At 38.8% G+C, this 26,619-nt stretch carries 20 protein-coding genes; 16 read left to right on the top strand and 4 right to left on the bottom strand.

The genetic code is table 11. From position 1 onward, the window contains the following. Positions 1-18: 18 nt before the first annotated feature. Complete coding sequence (locus AC27E9_RS02815) at positions 19-822, bottom strand: hypothetical protein (protein ID WP_487127052.1); 804 nt, start codon at positions 820-822, stop codon at positions 19-21. 370 nt (positions 823-1,192) lie between these two features. Between AC27E9_RS02815 and AC27E9_RS02820 the strand changes: the two genes are divergently transcribed. The 6 genes from AC27E9_RS02820 (at position 1,193) to AC27E9_RS02845 (ending at position 5,570) form a co-directional block, all read left to right on the top strand. Further along, positions 1,193-2,491, top strand: a complete 1,299-nt coding sequence (locus AC27E9_RS02820; protein WP_487127054.1) for a hypothetical protein — start codon at positions 1,193-1,195, stop codon at positions 2,489-2,491. Continuing rightward, the gene (locus tag AC27E9_RS02825) at positions 2,491-3,249 is read left to right on the top strand and encodes an MlaA family lipoprotein (protein ID WP_487127056.1); all 759 of its coding nucleotides are present in this window, start codon (positions 2,491-2,493) and stop codon (positions 3,247-3,249) included. The genes AC27E9_RS02820 and AC27E9_RS02825 overlap by 1 nt, the downstream gene beginning before the upstream one ends. 71 nt (positions 3,250-3,320) lie before the next feature. After that, complete coding sequence (locus AC27E9_RS02830; protein WP_487127058.1) at positions 3,321-4,073, top strand: MipA/OmpV family protein; 753 nt, start codon at positions 3,321-3,323, stop codon at positions 4,071-4,073. A gap of 178 nt (positions 4,074-4,251) precedes the next feature. Further along, positions 4,252-5,025, top strand: a complete 774-nt coding sequence (locus tag AC27E9_RS02835; protein ID WP_487127060.1) for a 1-acylglycerol-3-phosphate O-acyltransferase — start codon at positions 4,252-4,254, stop codon at positions 5,023-5,025. Next, on the top strand, positions 5,025-5,375 hold the full coding sequence (rraB, locus tag AC27E9_RS02840) for a ribonuclease E inhibitor RraB (RefSeq protein ID WP_487127062.1): 351 nt from the start codon (positions 5,025-5,027) through the stop codon (positions 5,373-5,375). The genes AC27E9_RS02835 and rraB overlap by 1 nt, the downstream gene beginning before the upstream one ends. 36 nt (positions 5,376-5,411) lie before the next feature. Further along, positions 5,412-5,570 carry a hypothetical protein gene (locus AC27E9_RS02845; RefSeq protein WP_487127064.1) on the top strand — a complete coding sequence of 53 codons (159 nt, stop codon included), beginning with the start codon at positions 5,412-5,414 and terminating at the stop codon, positions 5,568-5,570. Between the two features lie 103 nt (positions 5,571-5,673). Here the strand turns inward: AC27E9_RS02845 and AC27E9_RS02850 are convergent, their stop codons facing one another. Further along, positions 5,674-8,772 (bottom strand): efflux RND transporter permease subunit, encoded by a 3,099-nt coding sequence (locus tag AC27E9_RS02850; protein ID WP_487127066.1) that lies wholly within the window; start codon positions 8,770-8,772, stop codon positions 5,674-5,676. Further along, on the bottom strand, positions 8,769-9,911 hold the full coding sequence (locus AC27E9_RS02855) for an efflux RND transporter periplasmic adaptor subunit (protein WP_487127068.1): 1,143 nt from the start codon (positions 9,909-9,911) through the stop codon (positions 8,769-8,771). Before AC27E9_RS02855 ends, AC27E9_RS02850 begins: the two co-directional genes overlap by 4 nt. Positions 9,912-10,151: 240 nt before the next feature. Here AC27E9_RS02855 and AC27E9_RS02860 point away from each other — a divergent pair, with 240 nt between their 5' ends. Beyond that, complete coding sequence (locus AC27E9_RS02860) at positions 10,152-10,760, top strand: TetR/AcrR family transcriptional regulator (protein ID WP_487127070.1); 609 nt, start codon at positions 10,152-10,154, stop codon at positions 10,758-10,760. Between the two features lie 19 nt (positions 10,761-10,779). Here AC27E9_RS02860 and AC27E9_RS02865 read toward each other — a convergent pair whose 3' ends face one another. After that, positions 10,780-11,796: a LacI family DNA-binding transcriptional regulator gene (locus AC27E9_RS02865; RefSeq protein ID WP_487127072.1), complete on the bottom strand. Its 1,017-nt coding sequence runs from the start codon at positions 11,794-11,796 to the stop codon at positions 10,780-10,782. A 214-nt stretch (positions 11,797-12,010) separates the two neighbouring features. On the opposite strand from AC27E9_RS02865, the gene pgi reads away from it, so the two are divergent. From pgi to nagA, 9 genes are all read left to right on the top strand, one after another. Next, the gene (gene pgi, locus AC27E9_RS02870) at positions 12,011-13,651 is read left to right on the top strand and encodes a glucose-6-phosphate isomerase (protein ID WP_487127074.1); all 1,641 of its coding nucleotides are present in this window, start codon (positions 12,011-12,013) and stop codon (positions 13,649-13,651) included. Positions 13,652-13,987: 336 nt separating this feature from the next. Then, positions 13,988-16,546 (top strand): TonB-dependent receptor, encoded by a 2,559-nt coding sequence (locus AC27E9_RS02875; RefSeq protein WP_487127076.1) that lies wholly within the window; start codon positions 13,988-13,990, stop codon positions 16,544-16,546. A 134-nt stretch (positions 16,547-16,680) separates the two neighbouring features. Beyond that, entirely contained in the window at positions 16,681-18,252 is a 1,572-nt protein-coding gene (locus AC27E9_RS02880; RefSeq protein ID WP_487127078.1) for a tryptophan halogenase family protein, read from the top strand. Between the two features lie 9 nt (positions 18,253-18,261). Continuing rightward, positions 18,262-19,812 carry a tryptophan halogenase family protein gene (locus tag AC27E9_RS02885; protein WP_487127080.1) on the top strand — a complete coding sequence of 517 codons (1,551 nt, stop codon included), beginning with the start codon at positions 18,262-18,264 and terminating at the stop codon, positions 19,810-19,812. Between the two features lie 19 nt (positions 19,813-19,831). Next, on the top strand, positions 19,832-20,527 hold the full coding sequence (locus tag AC27E9_RS02890; RefSeq protein ID WP_487127082.1) for a SapC family protein: 696 nt from the start codon (positions 19,832-19,834) through the stop codon (positions 20,525-20,527). 84 nt (positions 20,528-20,611) lie between these two features. Continuing rightward, positions 20,612-23,287, top strand: a complete 2,676-nt coding sequence (locus AC27E9_RS02895; protein WP_487127084.1) for a family 20 glycosylhydrolase — start codon at positions 20,612-20,614, stop codon at positions 23,285-23,287. 182 nt (positions 23,288-23,469) lie between these two features. Then, positions 23,470-24,384, top strand: a complete 915-nt coding sequence (nagK, locus tag AC27E9_RS02900) for an N-acetylglucosamine kinase (RefSeq protein WP_487127086.1) — start codon at positions 23,470-23,472, stop codon at positions 24,382-24,384. A gap of 43 nt (positions 24,385-24,427) precedes the next feature. Next, positions 24,428-25,441 (top strand): glucosamine-6-phosphate deaminase NagB-II, encoded by a 1,014-nt coding sequence (gene nagB-II / locus AC27E9_RS02905; RefSeq protein ID WP_487127088.1) that lies wholly within the window; start codon positions 24,428-24,430, stop codon positions 25,439-25,441. After that, positions 25,441-26,571: an N-acetylglucosamine-6-phosphate deacetylase gene (gene nagA, locus AC27E9_RS02910; protein WP_487127090.1), complete on the top strand. Its 1,131-nt coding sequence runs from the start codon at positions 25,441-25,443 to the stop codon at positions 26,569-26,571. Before nagB-II ends, nagA begins: the two co-directional genes overlap by 1 nt. The last annotated feature ends 48 nt before the right edge of the window (positions 26,572-26,619 follow it).

Raw genomic sequence — 26,619 nt, forward strand, 5'->3', positions numbered from 1 at the left:
TAGGTACGTAAACAAAAATTAAAATGAATAGGTTGTACCTATGATTGCCATTTTTTGCTCGTTATCTTCCGATGATACTGTATTCGCTTTAGTACCTGCCGAATAACTTGTGGTAATTGCGCCAATTAAACTCCAACGAGTTGATAAATCAATACTCCCCATGACACCTAAGGTGGTATTGGTTGACAATTGATGATCAGAATAATTTGGCAACAAAGGCAATGGTTCTAAGCGGTTGATATTTGTTGCAGTATCAAAGCTTTCGATACTTGCAGTTACTGAAAGCTCAAAGCGCCCATGATTTATTAAACTATAAGCACTATGGAGAAAGGCTTTGATACTTTTATCATTTTCATTTATCGATGTGCTGTAGCCAGTTTCAGTGCGAAAACGACCATATTGAAACAAGTTATGCTGCGCCAGGTTTGGCACTAAAAATTGCTTTGTTAGCTGGCGGTCTTTATTTCCAGATAATACATAGTTATTTTTTAAACTGTACAAACCTGTTTGAAAACTTTCGTTGATTTGAAGCTGTAAGTTTTTGGTTTTATCTAGCGTGAATAATTGCGCTAATTCTTGTGTTTCATCGAATTTAGCATTGCTTAAATTAGCATAATCAATGGCTGACAAAGTCCAACTGCTTTCTCGTTGAACTATGTCGTTTTCGTTTGTTATATCTAGAGTAACACTTGCGTTCACAGCTTTGTGAACCGTGAACGCTGTCGCGGTATCAGCATTTTCGTTTGCAAAACTATTAACGCTATATGACAGTATCAAAGAACAAATACTGCAATGTAGACTGTAGGCTGGAGCCGGTCTCATATAATCCCCTTTACACTCTAAGCTAAGTTATAAATGAGCTTGAAAACAGAGTAAAAACTGGTATTGATGCGCTTATTATTATTTTGCGCGATGACTTAACTATAGACAATGAAATTGTGACTGTATGAAAAAATAACTATTTTTATTTTTTAAAGGTAAGTTAGATACTTTTATTACGGTAGACGCTAGAATATTCATCATATTAAAAATAACTAAAATTCTTTTGATTTCATAGTCTATAGTCATTCAAATGCACTCTGGTCGAGGTAGGTGGTAATATTTATCGGAGCCTCGCGAGGCGCTTGAATATGGAACCTAAGGCAAGTGGATAGGCATTTGCTGGGAAAATAACAATATTAAGGAGAGATTAGTGCGCTATGTCATTTCTTTACTGCTAGTTTTAATAACGGCTTGTGCTAGCAATTTACAACCTGAGGTCGTGGCAGAAACCCCTGTTTGTGATCTACCTTACTCTCGTTATCAAGCAACGGTTACTGGATATTGCCAAGAACCGCGTGCGAATTTAGCAGCATCGGTTCCTGTCATTAACAAAAGCATTACCATTAAACCACTGGCAAAAATTCCAGAAGTGTTTTGGTTTCATAAGCGAATGAATTATTCGTTGCTGAAACAAGATGCTGAAGCGCCCGTTATTTTCGTTATTGCTGGCACTGGTGCCGGTTACGACAGTGCTAAAATGATTAACTTACAGAAGAATTTTTATCAGCAGGGTTATCATGTTATTTCTCTGTCCTCACCCACTTTCGCAAATTTTATAGTTAACTCTAATAACACTAAATATATGCCGGGTAACTTAGCACATGATGCCGAAGAACTTTATAACGTCATGAAGTTAGTTTGGCAGCAAGTACAAGATGAAGATCAAGTCGTCGCATCGTCGTTTGCAATTACAGGTTATAGCTTAGGCGGTGCGCATTCTGCGTTTGTTTCTCTACTAGATGAACAGCAACAAGCGTTTAATTTTGAAAAAGTTCTGCTGATTAATCCCCCTGTTAGCTTGTTTAATTCGGTGAGTATATTAGACCAGTATTTTGACTTACGAAATAATCGCCAAGCATCAATTGCAATGTTTGATCAAATATTTGAACGTTTTTCTGATGGCTATTCAGCACAAGCGTCTTCTAATTTTGATCAAGACTCGATATTTAATTTATTTAAAAATGCTCATTTAACAGAAGCAGAATTAAAGCTGTTAATCGGAGCGTCATTTAGAATGTCTTCATCCGATATGATTTTTGCTTTAGACGCTAGTTTTAATAGTGGTGCTATTACCTATAAAAACCATGAAATCGACAAATTTGAAAGCCTTACCCATTCCATGCAACGGGCTAGTGATATTACCTTTGTTAATTACTTTGAAGGTGCAATGTTGCCGAGAGCTCAACAAGAAGATGCCAATATCACTAAAGATGAACTTGTTCATCGTTACAGTTTATATGCCATTGAAGATTACTTAAAAAATGCGGAGAAAATATCTTTAGTAACCAATGCTGATGATATTATTTTAGCGCCAGGTGAAGTGGAATATTTACAGGATGTTTTTGACGAACGAGCTAAAATTTTTCCGCGTGGTGGCCACTGTGGCAATATGGATAGAGTAAGCTTTGTCACGCATCTAAATGCGACATTTAGCCAAGGAGTTAAGTAATGCCAATGTTTATCGAACAATATTACCGAAAAGCTGTTTGTATAGTCTTGTCGTGTGCATTGATAGCTTGCTCAGCAACGCCAAAGCTTGAAGAAGGTGCTATAGCACCTGAAGTTAAACTGCCTGATAATCATCAAGAGCTTGGATTGATGAGTGCATACGCAGATCCTTGGGAAGATTTTAATCGTCGCATGTACTACTTTAATGCTAAGGCCGATCAATACGTTTTACTACCGGTTGTTGATGGCTACAAAAAAATCACCCCTGACTTTGTTGAAGTGGGCGTTAATAATTTCTTCAGTAATTTAGGTGAAATCTCGACTTTTATTAATTCACTTTTACAATTGAAAATTGCTGTTGCAGGGGAAACTTTAGGGCGTTTTGCTTTAAACTCAACGGTTGGCTTAGCTGGCTTACTAGACGTTGCTACCCCAATAGGGCTTGTCGAACAAGATGAGGACTTTGGTCAAACATTAGGTTACTGGGGGGTTGGTGCCGGACCTTACCTTGTGTTGCCGCTGCTTGGCCCATCCTCATTACGAGACGCAACAGGTTTAGCATTTGATTCTATTGCTTATCAGCAGGCAGTAGATGAGTTAGGAATGAAAGCTGATGAAGAGCTGTTTCTATCTTTGCTACAAAGCATAGATGCTAGAGCAAGTTTACCGTTTCGTTATTATGCTTCTGGTTCTGCTTTTGAATATGAAAATTTGCGACTACTCTATTTAAAATACCGTGAGATTCTTATAGCTCGATGATTGCTTGCCAACACTTTCTAGAGTGCTGGTGATAAGTAGACTTGTAACCATGAATAAGGAAGATATTTACAATGAAAAAATTTCTAATAGTTTTAGCTCTGTTATCAACACCTTCATTGGCAGCCACTCTCAATGATGTTAATCAGTTACCGGATAGCGCTGAGAAAGCTAAAAAAGGCTTGCATGGGCAAGTAGGTTTAGCTGTCATTAATCTACCTGAGTTTATGGGAAGCGATGATAATAAAACTACCGTCTTACCCGTTGTAAATGTTCACTACAATGATAGATTTTATTTTAAGTTTAATAGGTTGGGTGGCTGGCTGTATAAGAATAAAAATGGCTTTCGTTTCGGCGGAGTGGTTACAAGCCACAGTGGTTATGATAAGGAAGATATTCATAACCAAGAACTTACCCAGTCTTGGGGTGATCGTGATGCTTCTTTTATGGCGGGTGTAAATGCAGCGTACCAGTATAAAAAATTCAATTTGGAAGCTGGCTATGTAACTGATGTTTCTGATAATTCAGAGGGCGCAAAGTTTTACGGTATTGCTAGCTATACAGTGTTTGCTGATAGAGACAAGTCTTTGACCCTTAATGCCCGGTTTGAACATTTGGATAAAGACATGGTGAATTATTATTATGGTGTTAGTGACTCAACACTAAATGCAACAATAGGAGTTGTTGGTACATATAAGCTATCAAAAAACTGGACTGCTATAGGAGCATTTACTGTAACTTCATTAGGTGATGAAATATCTGATAGTGTTATTTCTACAGATGATAAAGGTAATGTTGCTTTACTTGGTGCGGTATACTCATTTTAAATACTTTATAATGTTGTTATTAGCGAGTTTTAATAACAGGAAAAGCAACTTATGTTTGCTTTTCACTGTTGTGTTGTAGCTAACACCTAAGTGTTGTTACAAATAGCTGAATGCTAGATTTAGCTATTTGTGATAATAAGGGTATAATCACGCCTCATAAATTTTCTAGGAATGTCTTTTGTTAGCTGTTATTCGTATTATTTTGATGACTATTGCTTTAGTTATCATCTCTATTTGTTCTTGTTTGTTCTGTCTTATTCGCCCTTTTCATCGAGATAATGTGCATCACACGGCGAAATATATGGGCAAAGTTTCTAAGCTTTTAGGCTTAGAGGTTGAAATACGAATTCCTGATTCCGTGAAAAATATTGGTCCTGTTGTTTATATTTGTAATCATCAAAATAGTTACGACATTTTTACTGTTAGCGGCGCAGTGCAACCAGGTACGGTTAGTGTCGGCAAAAAAAGTTTAAAATGGATCCCATTTTTTGGCCAAATGTATTGGCTAACCGGTAATATTTTAATTGATAGAAAAAATAAAAATAAAGCCATGAATACCATAGATATGACCGCAAAAAAAATTCGAGAGAAAAAGTTATCAGTATGGTTATTTCCTGAAGGAACCCGTAGTTATGGGCGTGGTTTATTACCGTTTAAAACAGGCGCGTTTCGCACTGCTGTGAAAGCAGAGGTTCCAATTGTGCCTATTTGTGCAAGTAACACACATAAAACCATCGATTTAAATCGTTGGAATAATGGCAAAATGATCATCGAGTTACTTGACCCTATTACTATTGCTGAAGATGAAAGAGATAAAATTAGAACTATCACTAATCAAACTCGAGCTGAGATGTTAGTGAAACTTACCGCTCTCAATAAAGAGACCGGACGCGAAATTGTCTTATCAAAAAGTGAGGCAACTGAGCAAGAACAACCGAGTGAGATAAAATAATGATTGATGAAGAATTGCAACAATGGCAAGAGCACACTGAACAATTAATCGAAGCATTAATTGAAGACGGCACTAATGAAGAAGTCCATCATACAATTGAACACCACTTTTCGAGTGTTGATTTTGATGTTCTAGAAAAAGCCGCGGTTAGTGCATTTAAAATGGGTTTCGAAATTGAAGAACCTGAGGAAGCTGAGTTAGAAAATGGTGAGAAAGTATTTGCCTTTGATATTGTCACTGAGCAGGCTTTAGACTTCGATATTATATTTGATGAAACAAAAACCATGTTCGAATTAGCAAAACAATGCAAAGTTGATTATGATGGTTGGGGAACATATTTCGAAGAATAATTATACAACCCATAAAAATAAAAGTAGGTTACCCCGATGGAATGGTTAGAAACAATATTAAGGCCTGAAACATTATCGTTATTGATCCCCATTGTTGCCATTGTTGGTGCTTTTGGGATTGCGGGATTGAAAGCGCATCACCGGCATCAAGAACGAATTGAAAAAATTAAGAACGGCTTTAATCCTGACTCATAAAAAAAACGCAAAGTGGCAACACTTTGCGTTTTTCTTTACTACGTATTCTCCTTAATAATCAACACCAACAACTGAAATCACATATTTATGATTAGGAGCTTGCTTAGCTGCTTTGTGCTGATATTGGTGTCGGTTTAGTTAGCTCAAACGCTTGACGGTTACTAAAAAGTGAAAAGGCTGCTGGTACGAAAATAAACGATAATATTGTTGTTAATACCGTCCCGCCTGCTACTGCGACAGCAAATGGTGGCCAGAAGCCGCCTCCAGCGAGAATTAATGGTAAGAAACCACCAACCGTTGTAATAGTGGTTGAACTAATATGGCGAGCACAACTTTGCACACAGCGTATAATCGCTTTATTGTCACCTTGTACGGCTTTCTCATCCATTTTCAACTCGGCGATAATGACAATAGCGGCATTTATTGCTAAGCCCATAAGCCCTAGCAAACCAATAATGACGGTAAAGCCAAATGGATAGTCAAAAATATAAATGCTCAGTAAACCTAAGCCAATTGACTGAAAAGCGGATAAAAAGATAATGGCACTTAAGCGGAATGAGTTAAACGACAACACCACAACCGTGAGTAGCAAGGTCATAATTAACCCAACACTTGCAAGTAGCTTTCCAACAGCTTTATTGCGTTCTGCTGATTCGCCACCAAGCTCTAGTTGATAGCCGGCAGGCAATTGATAATTTGCATCACTCATGTGCTCTTTAACGCGATTAAGTACTACAGAGGGCAGAACACCAGCGCGTATATAACCCTCAATAACATTAACCCTGACGCCATTTCTATGTGGAATTGCTCCACGGCTCGCTTTAACGTCTAAATCTGCAATGGCAGTTAATGGAATCGTTTGATTCTCACTTGGGGTGACAATATTGATATTTGCTAAAGCAGCTAAATCGTCACGCTTTTCATCACCAATTCGTACACGCACCGGAATAGATTCAGTAGATTCAATAATAGAGCCGTTACGCAGCCCAGATAATGTAGTATTAAGCTGTGTAGCTACCTCAACTAATGATAAACCGGCTAAATTCGCTTCTGCCTCATTGATATTGACCCAAACTTTTGGTGTGCCTGGTTGCAACGTTGAACGACTATGGGTGATGTCTTTTGTATTTGCCATAAAACCACGAATGTCGTCGCCAATTGTTTTTAATCGATCTAAATTGGGTCCATAAATGCGTAATTCTACCGGGGCATTAAATGGTGGGCCTTGCTCTAGCTTTCTCACTAAAATTTGAGCTTCAGGCATCATATCATCAAGTGAGCGCTGAATTTCAGGGATTAAACGGTTCGCCTCTTGAAAGCTAGTCGCTGTTACCATCGCTTGGCCATAATATTGTGCACCATCTTTAGATGGTACTAAGTTGTAGTAGAATGAAGGTGCATTTTTGCCAATAAACCAATGTACTGACTTTATGCCGTTTAACTCGGTTAAATACTGAGTTAGTTCAGCGCTGGCACGCTCAGTATTAACTATGCTGCTTTGCGCCGGTAAAAATAGTTCTATTTGAAACATATCGCGATCAGAGGCAGGAAAAAATTGCTCCGAAAGCTGCTTAGCAGCAATAAAGCCAAATAAGGGCAAACAAAAAACTAACGCAATAACAGTTTTTCTATTGTTCAGTGACCAAGATAATACATTAACAAACCAATGATTAAGTAACGTTAAGGTAATACCGCTTTGATACCATCTAGGATTTCCTTGGCGCTGTTTGCTAATAAAGCGCCCAGCTAACCCTGCAACTATGGTATGTGAGATGATATATGAACCAAGCAATGAGAATATTACGCTCAAAGCGATACCGCCAACAAACTCGCCAGCAGGCCCTGGCATTAACACTATTGGCATAAACGCCAATACCGTGGTTAATGTTGAGCCAAGCAGAGGTAGCCATAAGTGATTGACTGCATTGGAAACCGCATCCAACCGGCGTTGACCGTTTTCTCGATTAGTTTTGATGGTGTCGGCCATAACAATGGCGTTGTCTACCATAATGCCTAATGCAACAACTAAACCGGTTACTGACATTTGATGAATTGGCAAACCATAAAAATTCATTACAGAAAGGGTAAACAATACGGTCAAGGGCAGTGATAAGGCAACAATAACGGCTGCTTGCCAACCCAAGGTGATTAATAGTACCAAGGCAATTATGGCAAAGCCGACGGCAATATTACTGACTAAATCACTTAAGCGAGTTTGAGTGTAACTGCTTTGATCAAAAATGACCTCTAACGAAATATTGCTCGGTAAAGATTTTGAAAATGAACTTAGCTGTTGTTGAACTGACTCACTCCATTGGTCAATTCGCAAGTTGGGGAGCATACGTGTGGCGACAACAACTGCTTGCTGATTATCAACTATGGCAACTTCTGTTGGAGGGTAATTAACCGTCTTACGGATATTCGCAATATCACCTAAGCGCAGTAAATTACCTTGTTGATCTGCTTTGACAGAAATATTACTGATGCGCTCGGTGTTATTTAATGCGCCAGTTAACTCAATTTGCATCTGGTTGAATTGATTGGTTAATTGCCCCGCAGAAACTTTTGCATCTGCACTGCCTATTGCCGCAGATATTTGTTGTGTGGAAAGGTTTAATTGACTGGCAATTATCGGGTCAATTTCAACTAGTACTTCTTCATCTCCACGACCAAAAATATTAACGATATCGGTACCGTGCACCAGTTTTAGTTGATTTTGTAATTCATTAGCATATCGGCCAAGCATAGCAATGTTCGGTGAATCATCACCTTGCCAATTAAGTGAAATAATTTGGGTATACGCATACCCCCGATCATCTTCTAAAACGGGCGTTAGCACACCATCAGGAAGAGTTGGACTTAAATCATTTAGTAAATCGCGAACACGTGACCATATTGGTTTAGTGTCGGTGATTTCATCTTGCAGTTGTACTTTTACGATGGAGATTCCTGCTCGAGAATTTGACGTTAGCAAACTAATTTCTGGCAGTTTTCTTAATTTTTGTTCAATTTTTTCACTAACTAAAACTTCAACGCGTTCAGCACTAGCACCTGGGTATTGGGTAATAACGCTGGCAATTCTGTTAGTGATTCTTGGGTCTTCAGTTCGCGGTAAATTTGTTAACGCGCCTAAACCTGCGACGACGAGTAGCACGATAACGAGTGACATTAAACGGCCATTTTTTACAAATGAACGAATCATAACGCGTTTCCTACTTTAGCCGTTTGGTTTGGTATTTTTGGCGAGTTTCTTACAATTTGTCCAGGAACATAGCGGTGCACGCCAGCAACAATTATTTGCTGTTGCTCGGTTGGTAATCCGGTAATGTAAACAGCATCTAAGGTTGAGTGCTTTACCTCTACAGTGGTTGCGATTATTTTAAATAAGTTGTTCTTTTCACTTTGAACGCGGAAAATATTCCATTGGCCACGAATGCCATCAGTCAATGCCGATATTGGCAGCCAAAAGCCCGCTTGCGCTACTTTTTGATAAATTTTCACTTTAGCCAATTGGCCGTTATAGAAAGAGGATTTTCCGTTGATAGCCAAACGTAATTCAATAGTGCGACTGATTTGGTTTACTTGTTTACCAACAACCAGTATTTCTGCCGAAAGTTGCTCTTGTTCAAGTTCTACGGTTAGCTGTTCCCCGATGACTAAATCACGTGCAACCTTGACAGGTACGCCCACTGATATTTCATGATGCGATTGTTTGATAAGTTCAAATGCGGTTTGATTAGAACTAAATATCTCACCTTCAGCTACTGACCGACTACTAACAACAGCATCAAATGGAGCATGTAATTGTGCCTTTTCTATTTGATAGTCAATGGTTGCTTTGGCTGCTTGCTGGCGCGATAAATCAGCCTTGATAACTTTTTTCTCAGTTTCTAGCTCGTCTAAAGTTTGTTTGGAGCTATAACCTTTGGTATTTAGTTCGTTGATACGAGCAAGGTTTAGTTTATTCAATTCTGCTTGAGCCTGCAGTTGACGGATACTGGCACCAATTTCCTGCAGCTTAATTGTTAGTAATTCAGTATTAAATTCCGCTAGAAGCTGACCTTGTTTTACTATGTCGCCGCTATCTACATACACTTTTTCAACTTTTCCACTATATTCGAAACCTAATGACGAAAACTGCTTGCTGGAAACTCTGCCAATATATTCATGCGCAATTTGGTAAAAAGTATTAGGGGTAATTGTTTCTATATCAGCATTTTGATGATAAGTATTTGTTTGTTCTGTATTGCTTTTTGATTTGGAGCAGGCTGTTAGTCCTGACAATATAAGCAAGATGCTGGCAACTGAACCTAAAATTTTAGTGCGTTGAATATTAAACACGAGACTGACCTTAATATAGAATAGCTATTAACTAGACTGTTGAGTCTAGTTTAATCAAACTAGACTGTCCAGTTTAATTTAGGTATGTTATAGAGCGAACAGCTATTGATGTGTATAACTAGTGAAGATTAAAAGGAAATTAATGACAAAGTGCAAAATGTTGGGTTTTGAATCATAATAACCTGCTGGAAATACCGTGAAATGTTTGTTGTAATTTAATGAGAAGTGGTGGTTTGTTGTATGGTAAATGTTCGTAGCAAAAGTGAAAGTAAGAGAAAACAAATACTGGAAGCTGCCACGGTGCTTTTTACAGAGCAAGGTTATAGTTCTACGAGTATGGACTTGATTGCTAAAATTGCCGGTGTTTCGAAACAAACTGTATATAGCCACTTTGGTAATAAAGATGAACTGTTTGCTGCATCAATCAAGCAAAAATGTGACTCCTACCATATGACAGAAATTTCTGTTGCCGATGCCAGTGAACCTGATGAAATATTGTTTGTGCTCGCAAAACGCTTTTTAGCTATGCTGACATCTAAAGAAGCAATAGCTATACATAAAATTTGCGCTTATGAATCAAAATCATACCCACAATTGTCCGAACTATTCTATCAAGAAGGCCCTGAGCGTATTGCCAATGAAGTTGCGCAATTGATGGCTAATTTTCACACCAAAAAACAGCTTAATATCCCTGAGCCAAAGTTTGCAGCTTTGCAGTTCTTAAATATGGCGAAAGGTGAATGTTGGATGCGCGTTGAATTCAACACTAAAAAGCAAATATCTGAAGATGAAATTAATCTTTATTTAAAATCTAGCATCGCGATGTTTATTAATGGCTACAGTATTTAAAGTGTAGCCTTTGTACATGTTAGTTGGCTTGCCCCGTTGAATCTCTGACCACTAACTCTGGTGTATATAGTTGAGCCTCAGGACTAGTTTTCTGTTTACGTGCACGTGAAATAAGTAACGTTGCAGCATCTTCCGCTATTTTCTGATTCGGCTGGTCGGCTGTTGTTAGTGTTGGCCAGGTTTGGCGAGAAAAAGGACTGTTTTCAAAACCGGTTATTGATAATTGCTCTGGAATCGAAATTCCCATCAAGCGAGATGCAAATAAAGCTCCGGCTGCTATTTCATCGTTACAAGAAAAAATTGCTGTTGGTTTTTCACTTTTGTTGAGCAGTGTTTTCGCACCATTTACACCTGACTCGAATGAATATTCACCTTCAATAATAAGTGAAGGATCCAGATTTATTGAGTTGTTTAGCAACGCCTGCTTATAGCCTCTTAGGCGTTCTACCGTTGATCTATGTTCAGCTTCACCAGCGATAAAGCCAATATTTTTGTGCCCTAAGTCAATTAAGTGCTGGGTAATGCTTTGAGCGGCAGCGTTATCGTTAACCATGATACAAGGTGAAATATCATCAGGTGCAATATCACCAGAAACAATTCTAACCACTTCAATGTCTAAGTCTTTCATTTGCTGAACAAATTCAGGTTGTTCAGAAAATGGCGGCGTTAACACTAAGCCAGCGATACGAGAATGTTTTACCATCTTGGTAATTTCTTCCAGTAAGTTTTCTGCTTTAGCATCGCATGGGTGAATGAGCAATTCAAAGCCTTGTTTTTTACAAGCCGATAAAATGCCGTTTTGCATATCAATAACATAATAGGCATTTGGATTATCATAAATAAATGCAACACTGAACGATTTTGTTCCAGCTAAATTTCTTGCCGCTAAATTTGGCTGGTAATTCAATTCTTCGACGACTGCCATTACTTTTTCTCGTGTTGGCTGACGTACAGAAGGTTCATTGTTCATGACGCGAGAAACGGTTTTTATTGAAACTCCCGCTTGCTTTGCGACATCATTAATCGTTGCTTTCATTCGAAGTTAACGCCTTAATTATTATTTCTGAAAATCACTATTGTGCCTAAGGGTATTGTTTCTATTGGCAGTCAGCAACCTTAAATATTAAATTTTTCTTATCTCAATACAAAAATATAATTCTTTTAGGTTCATTTATTAATAATTGACAGCGCTGTCATTTATTAATAAAGTGCTGATATTAAATCACTGTATAACTGTTTGAGGAATGAAAATGTCGAGTCGTCAATTACTACCTAGCTGGAAAAAGCTAGTTAGTCATGCACAGGAAATGAAGTCGCAGCACATGAATGATTTATTTAGTACAGATAAGAATCGTTATGAAAAATTCTCTATTGAGTTGCCAAACATGTTGCTCGATTATTCAAAAAACCTAATCAACAGTGAAACCAAGCAAAGTTTGCTGCAGTTAGCAAAGGAGTGTGACTTAGAAGCTTGGCGTGAAAAAATGTTCAACGGTGAAAAAATTAACAAAACCGAAGATAGGGCTGTACTGCACTCAGCATTAAGAGGCTCTGTTGATGAACAGCTAACGGTAGATGGTGAAAACATTCATCAGCAGGTAAATCAGCAATTAGATAAAATGTCGGCTTTTGTCGACAAAGTCAGGCAAGGGCATTGGTTAGGGTATTCAGGAAAGCGTATTACCAATATTGTTAATATTGGTGTTGGCGGTTCAAATCTAGGGCCGCAAATGGTGACAGAAGCACTCAAGCAATATAGTGATGATTGCGTGAAAGTTCACTATGTCTCCAATGTGGACGGTGCGCAAATTGCCGATATTCTTAGGCCACTTGAACCTGAGAAAGTGTTGTTTATTGTTTCCAGTAAAACCTTTACCACCACTGAGACAATGACAAATGCTAAAACCGCGATAAATTGGTTAACGGCCGCATCATTTGATGATAAAGCTGTTGCGAAACACTTTGTTGCTGTTACCGCAAACCCAGTTAATGCCATGTCTTTTGGTATTCAGGAGGATAATATCTTCGATATGTGGGATTGGGTAGGCGGCCGTTTTTCTCTGTGGTCGGCAATAGGATTAGCGATTGCCTTAGATTTAGGCTTTGATAAGTTTAAGCAATTATTGGCTGGTGCAAAGGCGATGGATAAACACTTTCGTGACGCCCCTTTAGAAAATAATATGCCAGTAATAATGGCATTGGTCAGTGTTTGGAATACAACATTTTTGGGAGCGAAATCTCAGGCCATTTTACCATATGATCAAACGCTGCATATGCTCGCCGCTTACTTGCAGCAAGCCGAAATGGAAAGTAATGGTAAATCTGTTACGTGGGACGGCGAAGAGATTGATTACCCAACAGTGCCGTCTATTTGGGGGGAGTTGGGTATTAATGGTCAGCATGCTTTTTATCAATATTTACATCAAAGCAATAACATTGTACCAGCTGATTTTATCGGCTCCGTGGCAAGTGTTACACCGGTTAAAGGTCATCACGAAACCCTAATGGCAAATTTTTTTGCGCAAACTCAAGCGTTAATGACAGGGGTTGATGAACAACAAGTACGTGAAGACTTGAAGGCAAAAGGTCGGACGGCCGACTATATTAACAAAGTCGCACCACACAAGGTTCATAAAGGCAATCGACCTACTAATACTTTGCTGCTCAGACGTATTGACCCGCATAATTTAGGTCAATTAATTGCGTTGTATGAACAGAAAATATTTGTCCAAGGGATTATTCTACAAATATGCTCTTTTGATCAATGGGGGGTCGAATTGGGTAAAGGTTTAGCCGCAAATATTCAACAAGAATTGGAAAGCCATAAACTCTCAAATAACCATGATTGCTCTACCAGGCAGTTGATGAATTATTATTTAGCAGCCCAGTAATATAAAAATTGTTGTACAGAAGGAGACTTATGGTCTCCTTTTTTATTCAGTTTTATATATAGATTTAATGCTTTATTCGGAATAAATGAATAATAATTAAAGTTTAGTAAATTTATTGGCCCACAAATATAAGGTTCTTTAAACTTTAAATTTTATAAATTCAATGGCTTAGTTGAATTTAATAGATTAATTTGTAATCAAGTGTAGCCAAAATGATAATTATTGTGTAAGGTTTTAGTTAGCTAATGACAACGCTGTCATGAATTAAAGACAGCGCTGTCTTCAATAAGGTTATACAAAATAACTACTATATAAAACGTGTGTAAGGGAAAGTCGATGTCATCTAAAACATTTAAAAAAGGCGTATTAGCAAGCAGTATCGCTATGATCCTTGCAGGTGGTGCCTCACCATTTGCAATGGCTGCAGAAGAAAATGCTGCTAATGCCGAAAAAGAAGTAGAACGAATTCAAGTTACAGGTATTCGCGGTTCACTCAAAGAGGCGCTCAATCAAAAGCGTTTTGCTGATGCAGTTGTAGATTCTATTTCAGCTGAAGACATCGGTAAGTTCCCAGATCGCAATATTGCTGAATCTTTGCAACGTATTCCTGGTGTATCGATTGTAAGAAGCTTTGCTGGTGAAGGTGGTGATGTTTCAATTCGAGGCACAAACTCTGAGCTAACTCAGGTTAGTATGAATGGTAACTATGTCGCTTCTACAGGCTGGTTTTCACAACAAGCAGCAAAACGCTCATTTGATATGGATTTATTACCACCAGAATTAGTTGCCGGAGTTGATGTTTATAAATCACCAACAGCAACTTTAGATGAAGGTGGCGTTGGTGGTACTGTGATCGTACGCACACGAAAGCCTCTTAGTTTGGACGCCAATACATTATTCTTATCAGCTGAATATCAAGATAACAGTATTGCAGATGAGAATGGTCAAGGCTTTACTGGTATGTATAGCTGGAAAAACAATGATGAAAACTTTGGTATTTTAGCTGCTTTTTCAACATTAGAGACTATCGGCCGTGCTCATAAAGCTGAAAATTATATGGATGATGGTTGGGCTGGTGCAGGTATTGCAGAATTTGCACAAACACGTGAACGTGACGCAATTGACCTAACGTTAGAATATTCCCCGTCTGATCAATTATCCATGAACCTACATTACTTTCATGTTGATTTAGATGCCGCTAACAGTAACCAAAACTATTTGATAATAGCAGGTACAGATCCTGACGGTTTCAATGCAAACGTGACTGGTGCGACCCAGTTTTCTCCAACAAATGGTTTTGCTCTAAATGGTAATTATGCTGGCGCTCCGTTTGATGATCAAAACACTCGTAATGCAAAAATGGATACCGAAGTATTAGCCTATGAAATTGAATATAGTGCTGATGCTTATACAGTCAACGCCAAAATAGGTACTACTGAAGCAACAGGTGGTGATGGCGGAAACTATAATGCAGGCTGGGTATCAAGTAATAGTGATCTTTCAATTGATTTTGATATGACAGGAAGCGATGCAATGTTGTTGTCGCCAAATGGCACCGATGCTAGCGACCATTCGGAGTATATTCTGAATAACGGTGCTGTGACTGCTGGTTTCCGTAAAGATGAAGAAACCTTCGCTCAAGTTGACTTTGATTTTGAAGTTGATTGGGGCCCTGTTTCTAATTTAAAAACCGGTGTTAAATTACGCGATCATGAATTTACCAGCTACTCAAATACCTGGACATTTGATGATAGTTTAACCACGGGAATTACTAAAGCCACATTTGCTGACGGCCACTTTAACCACTCTGGTGTTGGCTTATTGGCTGGTTCTCCTACACAAATTGCGCGAGTTAGTGGCGAAAAATTACGTGCTCATTATAATGCACATAAAACGGGTGAAAGCTTAAATACATCAAGCTATGGTGTTATTAAAGAAGATATTTTTGCCATGTATGTACAGGGTGACTTTAGTGGTGATGATTATCGAGGTAATTTAGGTTTACGTTATGTTGCTACTGATACATCGGCTGATTATTATGGCTATATCGATACCTCAAAGATTGAAACAGAGAAAAGTGACTATAGCGACTGGTTACCTAGCTTTAATTTAGCTTTAAATTTATCGGAAAATGTCATTTTGCGTATGTCGGCAGCTAAGGTAATAAGTCGTCCTAATTACACTTTCTTAAACCCTGCAGCAAATATTCCATCTTCTAATTCAGGTGCAGCATCAATCAATATTACTCGTGGTAGTATTAAGCTTGACCCATACCGTGCAACGCAAGCTGATATTGGTTTAGAGTGGTACTTTAATGAAGAGTCTTTGCTATCGGCAACCTTGTTTAGCAAAGATATACGCTCATTTATCGTTCCTGGCGCCAATGAAAGCAGAATACAAGCGAATGGTACTACCTACATTGTAAGTGAACCAGGTCAAGGTCTTGGTGGTGAACTACAAGGCGTCGAAGCTCAATACCAACAACAAATGGGTGAGTTTGGTTGGTCTGCAAACGTAACTTACACTGAAGGTTTTGGTTTACAGGAAGAAAATGATGCTATCGTTGAGAAGCCACTATCAGGCCTGTCAAAACTTAGTTATAACTTAAGTGCTTACTTTGAAAATGACATGTTTTCAGCACGTGCAGCATATACCTATCGTGATAGCTTTATTTCACCTTCGACAGGTATTGGTGGTAACACTAACTGGGATTCTTACGGAATTTTCGATATGAATGCCACATGGCATGCCACTGAAAACTTAGATTTAAGCATTGAAGGTACAAACTTATTCAATGAAACAACAACGCAACGATTTGGTGAAGGTTACACCGCAATGCGTTTAGCGGCAGATAATGGCCGTAATGTATTCTTGAAAGTATCGTATCGTTTATAAGTCGTAATGTTAAACTTGAAAGGGTAGCTCTCCCTCCCTTTCAAGTTTATTTTTTATTTCCAATCTAATTCGTTCCACTGTTGAATTATCGCGTTATAGTAATCGCATGATTAACTGCTATATGGAAAATTATCATGACCTCAGAAAATAATCATATTCTCATTATTGGCGGAGGCACTGCGGGCTGGTTAAGTGCGGCTATTTTGGCAAAAAGTTTAAATAGCAAAACTAAAGATGGGGTTAAAATTACGTTAGTAGAGTCTCCTGATATTCCCATTCTAGGCGTTGGCGAAGGTACTTGGCCAAACTTGAGATCAACATTACGTAAAATCGGTGTTAGTGAAACTGATTTTATTCGCGAATGTGATGCCACCTTTAAGCAAGGTGCCGAATTTGTTAATTGGTCAAGTGCAGCAAGTGAAAATAAACAAGCGAGCTACTATCATCCGTTAAGTACCGTTAGCCATTCTTCCTACGATTTCAACCTTGCACCATACTGGCTAATGCAGGATAAAGATACACGAAAAACATATGATAGAGCAGTCGCTTCTCAAGCACGTTTATGTGATGCCGGTAAAGCACCTAAGCAAATTGTGATGGCAGAGTATAGTGCTGCTCAAGAATATGCTTATCATCTCAATGCCAATAAATTTGCTGATTTCTTAAAACGACACTGTATTAATAATTTAGGTGTGAACTTTGTTAGTGCTAACGTAACGAACGTTATTTTAGATGATGATGAATTTATATCCTTAGTAGAAACGGATCATAAAGAAGAACAAACAATAGCTGCCGACTTCTTTATTGATTGCTCGGGCGCTAGAGGCTTGATTATAAAGCAAACCTACCATATTGATTGGCAGGACATAAGCGACGTTATTTTTAATGATACGGCCTTGGCAGTGCAAGTACCTTATAAAAGTAATCAACAAGCTATTAATACGCATACCATTGCAACAGCACAAACGGCGGGTTGGATTTGGGATATTGGTTTGCAAGAACGCCGTGGAGTTGGTCATGTTTATAGCAGTAAATATATCGATGAAAGTCAGGCGAAGCAGCAGTTAATTGATTATATTGGCGACGACTATTCGGCTGATCTAACTATTAGAAAAATTAAACTTAACCATGGTTACCATAAAAAGTTTTGGCATAAAAATAGCGTTGCTATCGGCATGTCAGCGGGCTTTGTTGAGCCATTGGAAGCATCGGCAATATACTTATTTGATGCCGCAGCCAATATGATAGCCGCACAATTCCCACGAAAACGAAGCCAAATGTTATACGTGGAAGAAAAGTTTAACCAGCATTTCACCATGCGTATGGAGCGTACTGTTGAATTCATCAAATTACATTATTGTGTGTCTCAGCGTCGAGATAGTCAGTATTGGATCGATAATTGTGACAGTAAGAGCATACCGAAGCACTTAGCTGCACGATTAGATTTTTGGAAAACACAGCCACCGACAAAATATGACTTTGATAATGCTTGGGAGCCCTTTAATTTAGACAGCTATTTATATGTTTTATATGGTATGAATTTTAATACTGACATTGCTTACAACGCCTCATCATATCCTGATGTTGCTAAAGCTCAAGAAATGTTCAATCGCATTGATGGTGCGAGCAGTATGTTAATTGAAAAATTGCCAGAACAAAGACAGCTGATTGAGCAAGTTTTACAGTATGGATTTAATAAGGTTTAGAGGTATTAGATGAATAATAATATCGATCAAGTTGTTATTGTTGGTGGTGGAACCGCAGGTTGGTTAACTGCAGCAAAGCTGGCCAAAAAGCTTAATAGCGCTGCTGATAATGCCGTACAAGTGACTTTAATTGAATCTCCAGATATCCCAACCATAGGTGTCGGTGAAGGTACATGGCCAACTATGCGAAAAACACTAGCGGAGTTGGAAATTGATGAAAGCGAATTTATGCGCTTTTGTTTTGCGTCATTTAAACAAGCAACTAAGTTTGTTAATTGGAAAGAAACGCCGACCTCTAATAAGCAGAATCATTATTATCATTTATTTAGCGGCATTGTCAGCGCAGAAGAATTTAACCTGAGTCCGTACTGGTCAATGTCAGATAAAAGCCAAACTTATGCAGACTTTATAAGCCCTCAGGCTGCTATTTGTCAGCAAGGTCTAGCACCTAAGAGTATGACGAATCGAGCATATGAAGGCCTAGTAAATTACGCTTACCATCTTGATGCGGGTAAGTTTGCTGACTTTTTAAAAGAGCTTTCTTGTCGTAAGTTCGGTGTTAAATATATCAGCGCGAATGTCACTAAAGTAAATGTCAATGAACAAGGTGATATTCAAGCGGTTGAAACCGACAAAGCAGGAATTATTCCAGGTGATTTTTTTGTTGATTGTTCTGGTTTTAAATGCCTTTTGTTAGGTGAAACCTACGGTATTAAATTCAAATCGATAAAAGACACATTATTTACTGATAACGCGATTGCCATGCAAGTGCCTTATTTGTCTGAACAGCAAGATATAAACAGCGCGACCATCTCTACCGCACAAACGGCAGGTTGGACATGGGATATTGGATTATCAAATCGCCGTGGCACCGGCTATGTTTATTGCTCAGATTTTATTAGTCATGAAGAAGCTGAAGCGACACTAAGGGCATATGTAGGTCCGCAAGCTGAGCAATTATCTGCACGTCGAATTAAAATGAATTGCGGATATAGAGAAAAATTCTGGCACCGAAATTGTGTTGCTATTGGTTTATCAGCAGCCTTTGTTGAACCATTAGAAGCCTCGGCAATTTTTCTTATTGAGGCTTCTGCAAATATGCTGTGTGAACAATTTCCTCGCCATCGAAGTTTATTGCCGATAGTTGAGAAAAAGTTTAATGAATCATTTACCTATCGATGGGAAAAAACAATTGATTTCATTAAGCTGCATTACTTTTTGTCTAATCGAAGCGAAGATTTTTGGTTGGCAAATAAAGTATTATCATCCGTTCCTGAGCGTCTACAAGAACAAGTGCGAAACTGGCAATATCATCCTGTTAGTCAATATGATTTTACGCATGTTTATGAGCCATTCTTGCAAGACAGCTATCAATACGTATTACATGGTATGGGGTTTTCACAACAACTAGCATATAACACTAGCTCGTTTTCTCAACAGGCCATGGCTGATAGCATTAACCAAAAAAATCAAAAAATTACTCAACAATTATTGGCACAGTTACCAACTAATAGAGCATTAATGACTCAGCTGGTTGATCATAACTTTCAAGCCATTTAATAAATTTTAAGGATTAAATATGCCAAATTTCCAAGCGTTGAATAGTCATCAACATCAGAACCTGAAAATAAAAGCTGATGGTAAGTTCAGCCATGCTTCAAATTCCCATGTTGTACCGTTATCTGTTTTTGAATTAACACAAGCACAAGCCGATTACCCTATTGTTTTAATTAAAGACTCACAAACTGGACAGTTTCATTTAGTTGCTTTAGTAGGCTTGAAGCCAAATGAGAATTTATTTAACAGCGGTGAAAGTTGGCAAGCTGAGTATATTCCTATGCAGTTACAGGGCTATCCATTGGCATTAACACAAGCGACTGAAAATGATGATAAACAAGTTGTCGCTATCGATCTTGATGCTGATTCTATCAATGAATTGGAAGGTATCAAGCTATTTACTCATAATGGACAGCAGTCGTCTTTATTGACTGAAAAAATAGAGTTAATGTCGAAATTTAATGCGCAAATACCTGCTACTCAACACTTTATTAAAACGTTGGTTAGTAATGAGTTAGTGTCACCGCAAGCGTTGACAGTAAAAATCAATCAAGGTGAAGAGGTTAACTTAACTGGCCTTTATATCGTTGATGAAAAAAAATTGAATACCTTAGCCTCTGACGTATTTGAGGCACTAAAGAATGATAATTTTTTAGCGCCTATCTATGCTTGTGTTTTTTCACTGCAGCGCATTTCACGGTTAATTAATTTAACTTAACGCTTCAGCTAATATCAAAGTGCATAGTCGATTTGACGAACTATGCCATTTCATCATTTTCTATAAAACAACTGAAGAGTCACTATGTACAAAAAATCAATGGCACTACTTTTTTTGAGCGTCTTATCTTTAAGTGCTTGTGAGAAGAAAGACTTCGATGCACAAGAAAGTAAAAGTGAACAGGATTCAGAACTAAAGGTTGCAATAGCACTTAGCCCTTTAGCTGCAAAAGACATCATTGATATTGCTAATAATTTGCAAGTTAAACACCGTGTTATTACTAATATTCCTAGTGACAAATGTAATCAAGATATCGCAGAAGGTAAGTGTTTTGAAGTTGAATTGTTACTTACCGCTCAACAAGCGATAAACGTAAATAACTGGCAAATTCATTTTAGTCAAATCTCGCCAATTCAATCATTTGAAAGTGATGAGTTTAAGGTTACTCATATTAATGGCGACTTACATAAAATATCATTATCAGATAGTTTTTCTGGCTTTGCTAAAAATGAAACTAAGCGAATTTTATATCGTGCCATGTTTTGGTCGTTGTCAGAGACAGATGCCATACCTAATTATATCGTTAGCGCCATCAATAGTATTAATGGCCAGCAAACCATTCAACCGGCTGTTATTAAAAGTACCATGGCAGGAATAAATGCAGAAACCGGTTTAGAAACAATGCCCTTTGTTGTGCCTTTTACTGATGTTGAAAAACAATTTAAACGCAGTACAAATGACAAAACTCAATGGCTAAATAGCGCGCAGTTATATCAAAGGAATTTAAAGTTAGGAGAGGAGTTAATTGACGTTAGTAGCCTTATTATTCCCACACCTAAATATATTTTTGTTGATAGTAAGTCGAAGGCTGTTGACCTTTCTAATGGCATTAATATTGAATTTAATAATGTTGAACCGAATCTGGTTGTAACAGCAATAAAGCGATTAAATCGTCTAGGAATAAATCAGAATGTTGATGGTATTAAAACGTCGTTACGCATTGAGGAAAACGCGAATAAGTTAGTGGGCAGTTACCAACTGAGCATAAATAGTCAGGGCATTGAAGTTATCGGCGTTGATAACGCAGGGGTATTTAACGGTTTGCAATCTTTAGCCGGTCTCTTGATACCTAATAATAAGAAGGTAGCACAAGTGCGCATTGACGATGAGCCACATTACCAATTTAGAGGTTTGCTGGTTGATGTCGCACGTAATTTTCATTCGAAAGCTTTTATTTTGCGCTTACTTGAACAAATGTCCGCCTATAAGCTTAATAAGCTTCATCTGCATTTAGGGGATGACGAAGGCTGGCGCTTGGAAATTCCGTCATTGCCTGAACTTACACAAGTGAGTGCTCAGCGTTGCTTCGATCTTGAAGACGTGCATTGTTTGCAGCCACAACTCGGCGCAGGCATAGACTTAAATAATAAAGTTAATGGCTATTACAGTGTTGCTGACTATCAAGAAATATTAAAGGCAGCCACCGCTCGGCATATTCAGGTGATCCCTTCACTTGATATGCCAGGTCATTCACGTGCTGCTATTAAAGCAATGGCTGCTAGAACTAAAAAATACGCTATTGCTGAAGATGAAGGGAAAGCGCAGAAATTTAACCTATATGACCCACTCGACACGACAAAATATTCATCAGTGCAATTTTACAATGACAATACCATTAATGTTTGCTTAGAGTCGTCCTACGCTTTTGTCCATGAAGTGATGACACAGGTGAAAAATATCCATGCCGAAGCAGGCCAACCACTAACTCGATACCATATCGGCGCTGATGAAACGGCAGGAGCATGGGTTGATTCACCTGCATGTCAGGCATTTGTTGCCGATAATACTTATGGTGTCAAAAATATGAGTGAGCTTGGTGCTTACTTTATTGAGCGCGTTGCCAGCATTCTTTCCGATCTAGACATTGAAACTGCAGGGTGGAGTGATGGCCTATCTCATACACGCAAAGAAAATATGCCAGCTATTGTGCAATCAAACGCATGGGACGTTTTGTTTTGGGGTGGCCATGAAAAAGTACACGAGTTAACGAATAGAAATTGGCAGGTAGTGATATCAAGCCCAGATGCATTATATTTTGATTTTCCTTATGAGGCTGATCCGAAAGAGCATGGTTATTATTGGGCCTCACGACATACCAATACAGAAAAAGTATTTCAGTTTATGCCTGACAACTTGCCTGCCCATGCGGAAATATGGCTTGATCGAGAAGATAATCCATATGTTGCCGATGATAGGAAAACAACCTTGGCAGCAGGACAAAAATTCTATGGTATTCAAGGACAGCTATGGAGTGAAAATACTCGCAGCGATACTATGGCGGAGTATAAAATATTTCCAAGATTATTTGCCCTTGCAGAACGAGCTTGGCATAAAGCTGACTGGGCTGTGCCGTATAATTATCAAGGTACTCAATATAGTCAAAATACCAATAAATTTGATGATGTGAGAAAAGATAAACGTGACCAGCAGTGGCGAAAATTCGCTAACACCATAGGGCAAAAATCGTTAGCAAAATTAGAAATAGATAAGGTTTTTTATCGTTTACCAAATGTTGGTGCAACTGTCGTCGATGGCGTGCTTAAAGCCAATATTGCTTTTCCTGGACTAGGCATAGAATTTCAAGATAATGGTGGTCAATGGCAACGGTACCATAAGCCGGTCGAAGTAACCGGAAAAGTGAGAGTGAGAAGCCGCTCTATCAACGGTGAACGCCGCTCTAAAACCAGTGAAGTGAATTAAATAGTATTTAACTTCAACAGGTTAATATTCGAGTTATGACCTTAGTTACGGAAAGAATAAATAATTTAAAAAAAACAAATGACAACGCTGTCATTTGTCGTTAAGATGATTACAAATAGAGTTTTGCCTTTCATGATAATTAATTTTTAATCATGGAAAATAGGTAAAGACATGAGGTCGAAATGTTAAGCAGTGATGACAATAATATATTTTTGGGTATCGATGGCGGTGGCAGCAAATGCAAAGCTATTGTGATGTCAGCTGAGAATAAAATTCTTGGTACGGGAATTTCAGGGCCAGGTAATCCTCTGCACGGTTTTGAGCAGGCGACAAGCTCAATTGTTACCTCTGCAAAACTTGCTTTAGCTGACGCAGGCATTGCTGAATCATCGCTTCAAAATATTGTTGCTGGAGTAGGCCTTGCTGGGGTCAATTTACCTGTGTTATTTGATCAGATGAAAAATTGGCAGCACCCGTTTAAAGCTATGCACTTAGCAACAGATTTACTTATTGCGTGTTTAGGTGCCCATCAAGGTAAAGACGGTGCCGTTATAATTTCAGGTACCGGCTCCTGTGGTTTTTCCTATGTTGATGGTGAAGAGTTTACTGTAGGTGCTCATGGTTTTCCTCATGGTGATAAAGGTAGCGGTGCATGGTTTGGCTTACAAGCAGCAAAACAAGTTTTGCTATCACTAGATGGCTTGGTCGCTACAAGTTCACTAAACAACAAATTATTAACAATGCTTAATGTTAGTACTGGCGTTGAGTTGGTTGAGGCTATTGCAGGCAAGCCTGCGGCATTTTATGCCCGTATAGCTAATTTAGTTTTTGACGCTGCAGAGCAGGGCGATCAAATTGCATTTGCAATTATTCAGGAAGGGGCTAGCTACATTGATAATGTAGCAATGCAATTGACTAAACGTTGTCCTCCTCGCCTTTCTTTAATTGGAGGTTTAACTCCTAGGTTGTTGCCATGGCTTGCTGGCGATGTGCAAAAAAGTTTGTCGGCACCGCTTAACTCTCCCGAAGTTGGTGCCGTATTTTTTGCCAAGCAACAAAGCCAGAACGTTAATTTAACCTGCAGAGCAGGCAAATAAATTTAAAATTCTCAAGAGTAAAAAGCGCATATAAGGTAATACTATGACTCAAGTAAACGTCACAAATACAATTATGGAGCTAGAAGCGAAACAGGCACCCAGTGTCATCGCTAAGCAGCTTAAATCGAACCAAGCATTGGCGCACACTATTGGTGAAAATCTACGTAAATTGAATCCTAAAATGGTGATGATAATTGGCCGAGGTTCATCTGATCATGCTGGCGTTTTTGGGAAATATTTAATTGAAATTGAAGCTGGTGTACCTACCTTTGCTGCTGCTCCATCTGTTTCTAGTGTCTATGGTAAACAACTTAAACTTGAGCAAGCTCTGGTGATTGTTATTTCACAGTCAGGTCGCAGTCCTGACATTATCGCGCAGGCTGAAATGGCAAAAGCGGCTGGAGCGTATTGTGTTGCGCTAGTCAATGATGAAACCTCTCCGCTAACTGATATTGTTGATGATGTTTTGCCACTTAAAGCAGGTGAAGAAGTTTCAGTAGCAGCCACTAAGAGTTATCTGGCAACTTTATCTGCATTATTGCAACTGACCGCTTACTGGACCGAGAATACTGATCTTATTAAAGCACTTTCGTCTTTACCTACAGCAATGCAAGCCATAGTTAATACACCTGCGCAATTAACTCCCGAGTCAATCTCAGACGTAAAAAATATGGTGGTGCTGGGCAGAGGTTTGGGTTACGCCATTACCAAAGAAATGGCATTGAAATTAAAAGAAGTTAGCAGTATTCATGCAGAGGCTTTTTCTAGCGCAGAATTTTTGCATGGGCCGGCGACTCTAGTTGAGCAAGGGTTGGCTATTTTAGATTGTCAGGTAAAAGATGAAAGCGCGAATGTACATGAACAACAAATTAATGAAATGAAATCACGTGGAGCAGAAGTGGTTGCATTACAGCAACTTGATGTTGGCGTGCACCCAAGATTAGCTCCATTAGTGGTTTTACAGCGCTTTTATCTAGATGTCGCCTATGTCGCTGTAGCGAGAGGCTTCAACCCCGATGAGCCCAAGGGCCTTAAGAAAGTAACTCGGACAGTATAATGACTATGTTCAGAGTGCGCATAGATCGCTTATTTGATGGTACAAGCTATCAAGATAATAAGGTCATGATAATTACTGATGGCCTCATCACAGGTTTTGATGATGACACCAGTGATTATCATGAGTATTTGCAAGGACTCATTGTACCGGGTTATATCGATTTACAGGTTAATGGTGGTGGTGGCGTATTGTTTAACGCTGCACCAACAGTTGCTGGTTTGAAATCAATAATGGCTGCACACGCACAGTTCGGCACAACAGCAATGTTGCCAACACTTATTACTGACTCAATTGATGTTATGACACAAGCCGCAGATGCCATTGCTGCCGCAATAGCAGAAAAGTTACCTGGTATTATCGGTATTCACTTTGAAGGTCCGCATTTATCTGTGGCTAAAAAGGGCGCTCATAGCGCTGGCTTTATTCGCGCCATTAGTGACGAGGAATGGCGAATATTAGAGCGAAAAGATATTGGTAACGTATTGGTAACTTTGGCGCCAGAAACGGTAAGTTTACAAGATATAGAGCGCATGAAAGCGGCAGGTATCAGCATTTGCCTTGGTCACACTAATGCTAACTTTATGCAGGCACAGCAGGCTCTTGATGCTGGTGCTATAGGTTTTACTCACTTATTTAATGCCATGTCACCTCTACAAGGGCGAGAGCCGGGAGTTACTGGCTGCGCATTAATGAATGATGATGCAGCGTGTGGCTTAATAGTTGATGGTCATCATGTTGATTACGTTAGTTGTAAACTTGCGTTGAAAGCGAAACCTGCCGGCAAAGTGTTTTTGGTAACAGATGCAATGCCACCAGTTGGTACTGACGCACAGGACTTTGCTTTTTTTGATCGTCATGTCCATCTAGAAAACGGTAAACTGACTTCGAGTACAGGTGAATTGGCAGGCTCCGTGCTTGATATGGCGACAGCAGTTAAAAATGCCCATAAGCATTTAAATTTACCACTTGATGAAGCCTTGCGTATGGCTTCAAACTACCCTGCGACATTTATTAATGCTGAGCTACACGGAAGCTTACTGTCTGGAATGCGTGCTGATTTTGTTGAGCTTAATGATGAGCTCGGTGTTAAATCAACTTGGCTTGCTGGTGAATGCATTTATAAAATGTGAACATATTATTGAAAAATAAAGTATAAATATCTACATACCTTAGCAATT

The organism is Colwellia meonggei (assembly GCF_057537295.1).

Excerpts from the sequence above, each read along its gene's own strand:
- AC27E9_RS02815 (WP_487127052.1), bottom strand. The coding sequence starts at position 822 with ATGAGACCGGCTCCAGCCTACAGTCTACATTGCAGTATTTGTTCTTTG.
- AC27E9_RS02825 (WP_487127056.1), top strand. The coding sequence starts at position 2,491 with ATGCCAATGTTTATCGAACAATATTACCGAAAAGCTGTTTGTATAGTC.
- AC27E9_RS02830 (WP_487127058.1), top strand. The coding sequence starts at position 3,321 with ATGAAAAAATTTCTAATAGTTTTAGCTCTGTTATCAACACCTTCATTG.
- rraB (WP_487127062.1), top strand. The coding sequence starts at position 5,025 with ATGATTGATGAAGAATTGCAACAATGGCAAGAGCACACTGAACAATTA.
- AC27E9_RS02845 (WP_487127064.1), top strand. The coding sequence starts at position 5,412 with ATGGAATGGTTAGAAACAATATTAAGGCCTGAAACATTATCGTTATTG.
- AC27E9_RS02850 (WP_487127066.1), bottom strand. The coding sequence starts at position 8,772 with ATGATTCGTTCATTTGTAAAAAATGGCCGTTTAATGTCACTCGTTATC.
- AC27E9_RS02860 (WP_487127070.1), top strand. The coding sequence starts at position 10,152 with ATGGTAAATGTTCGTAGCAAAAGTGAAAGTAAGAGAAAACAAATACTG.
- AC27E9_RS02865 (WP_487127072.1), bottom strand. The coding sequence starts at position 11,796 with ATGAAAGCAACGATTAATGATGTCGCAAAGCAAGCGGGAGTTTCAATA.
- pgi (WP_487127074.1), top strand. The coding sequence starts at position 12,011 with ATGTCGAGTCGTCAATTACTACCTAGCTGGAAAAAGCTAGTTAGTCAT.
- AC27E9_RS02875 (WP_487127076.1), top strand. The coding sequence starts at position 13,988 with ATGTCATCTAAAACATTTAAAAAAGGCGTATTAGCAAGCAGTATCGCT.
- AC27E9_RS02880 (WP_487127078.1), top strand. The coding sequence starts at position 16,681 with ATGACCTCAGAAAATAATCATATTCTCATTATTGGCGGAGGCACTGCG.
- AC27E9_RS02885 (WP_487127080.1), top strand. The coding sequence starts at position 18,262 with ATGAATAATAATATCGATCAAGTTGTTATTGTTGGTGGTGGAACCGCA.
- AC27E9_RS02890 (WP_487127082.1), top strand. The coding sequence starts at position 19,832 with ATGCCAAATTTCCAAGCGTTGAATAGTCATCAACATCAGAACCTGAAA.
- AC27E9_RS02895 (WP_487127084.1), top strand. The coding sequence starts at position 20,612 with ATGTACAAAAAATCAATGGCACTACTTTTTTTGAGCGTCTTATCTTTA.
- nagK (WP_487127086.1), top strand. The coding sequence starts at position 23,470 with ATGTTAAGCAGTGATGACAATAATATATTTTTGGGTATCGATGGCGGT.
- nagB-II (WP_487127088.1), top strand. The coding sequence starts at position 24,428 with ATGACTCAAGTAAACGTCACAAATACAATTATGGAGCTAGAAGCGAAA.
- nagA (WP_487127090.1), top strand. The coding sequence starts at position 25,441 with ATGACTATGTTCAGAGTGCGCATAGATCGCTTATTTGATGGTACAAGC.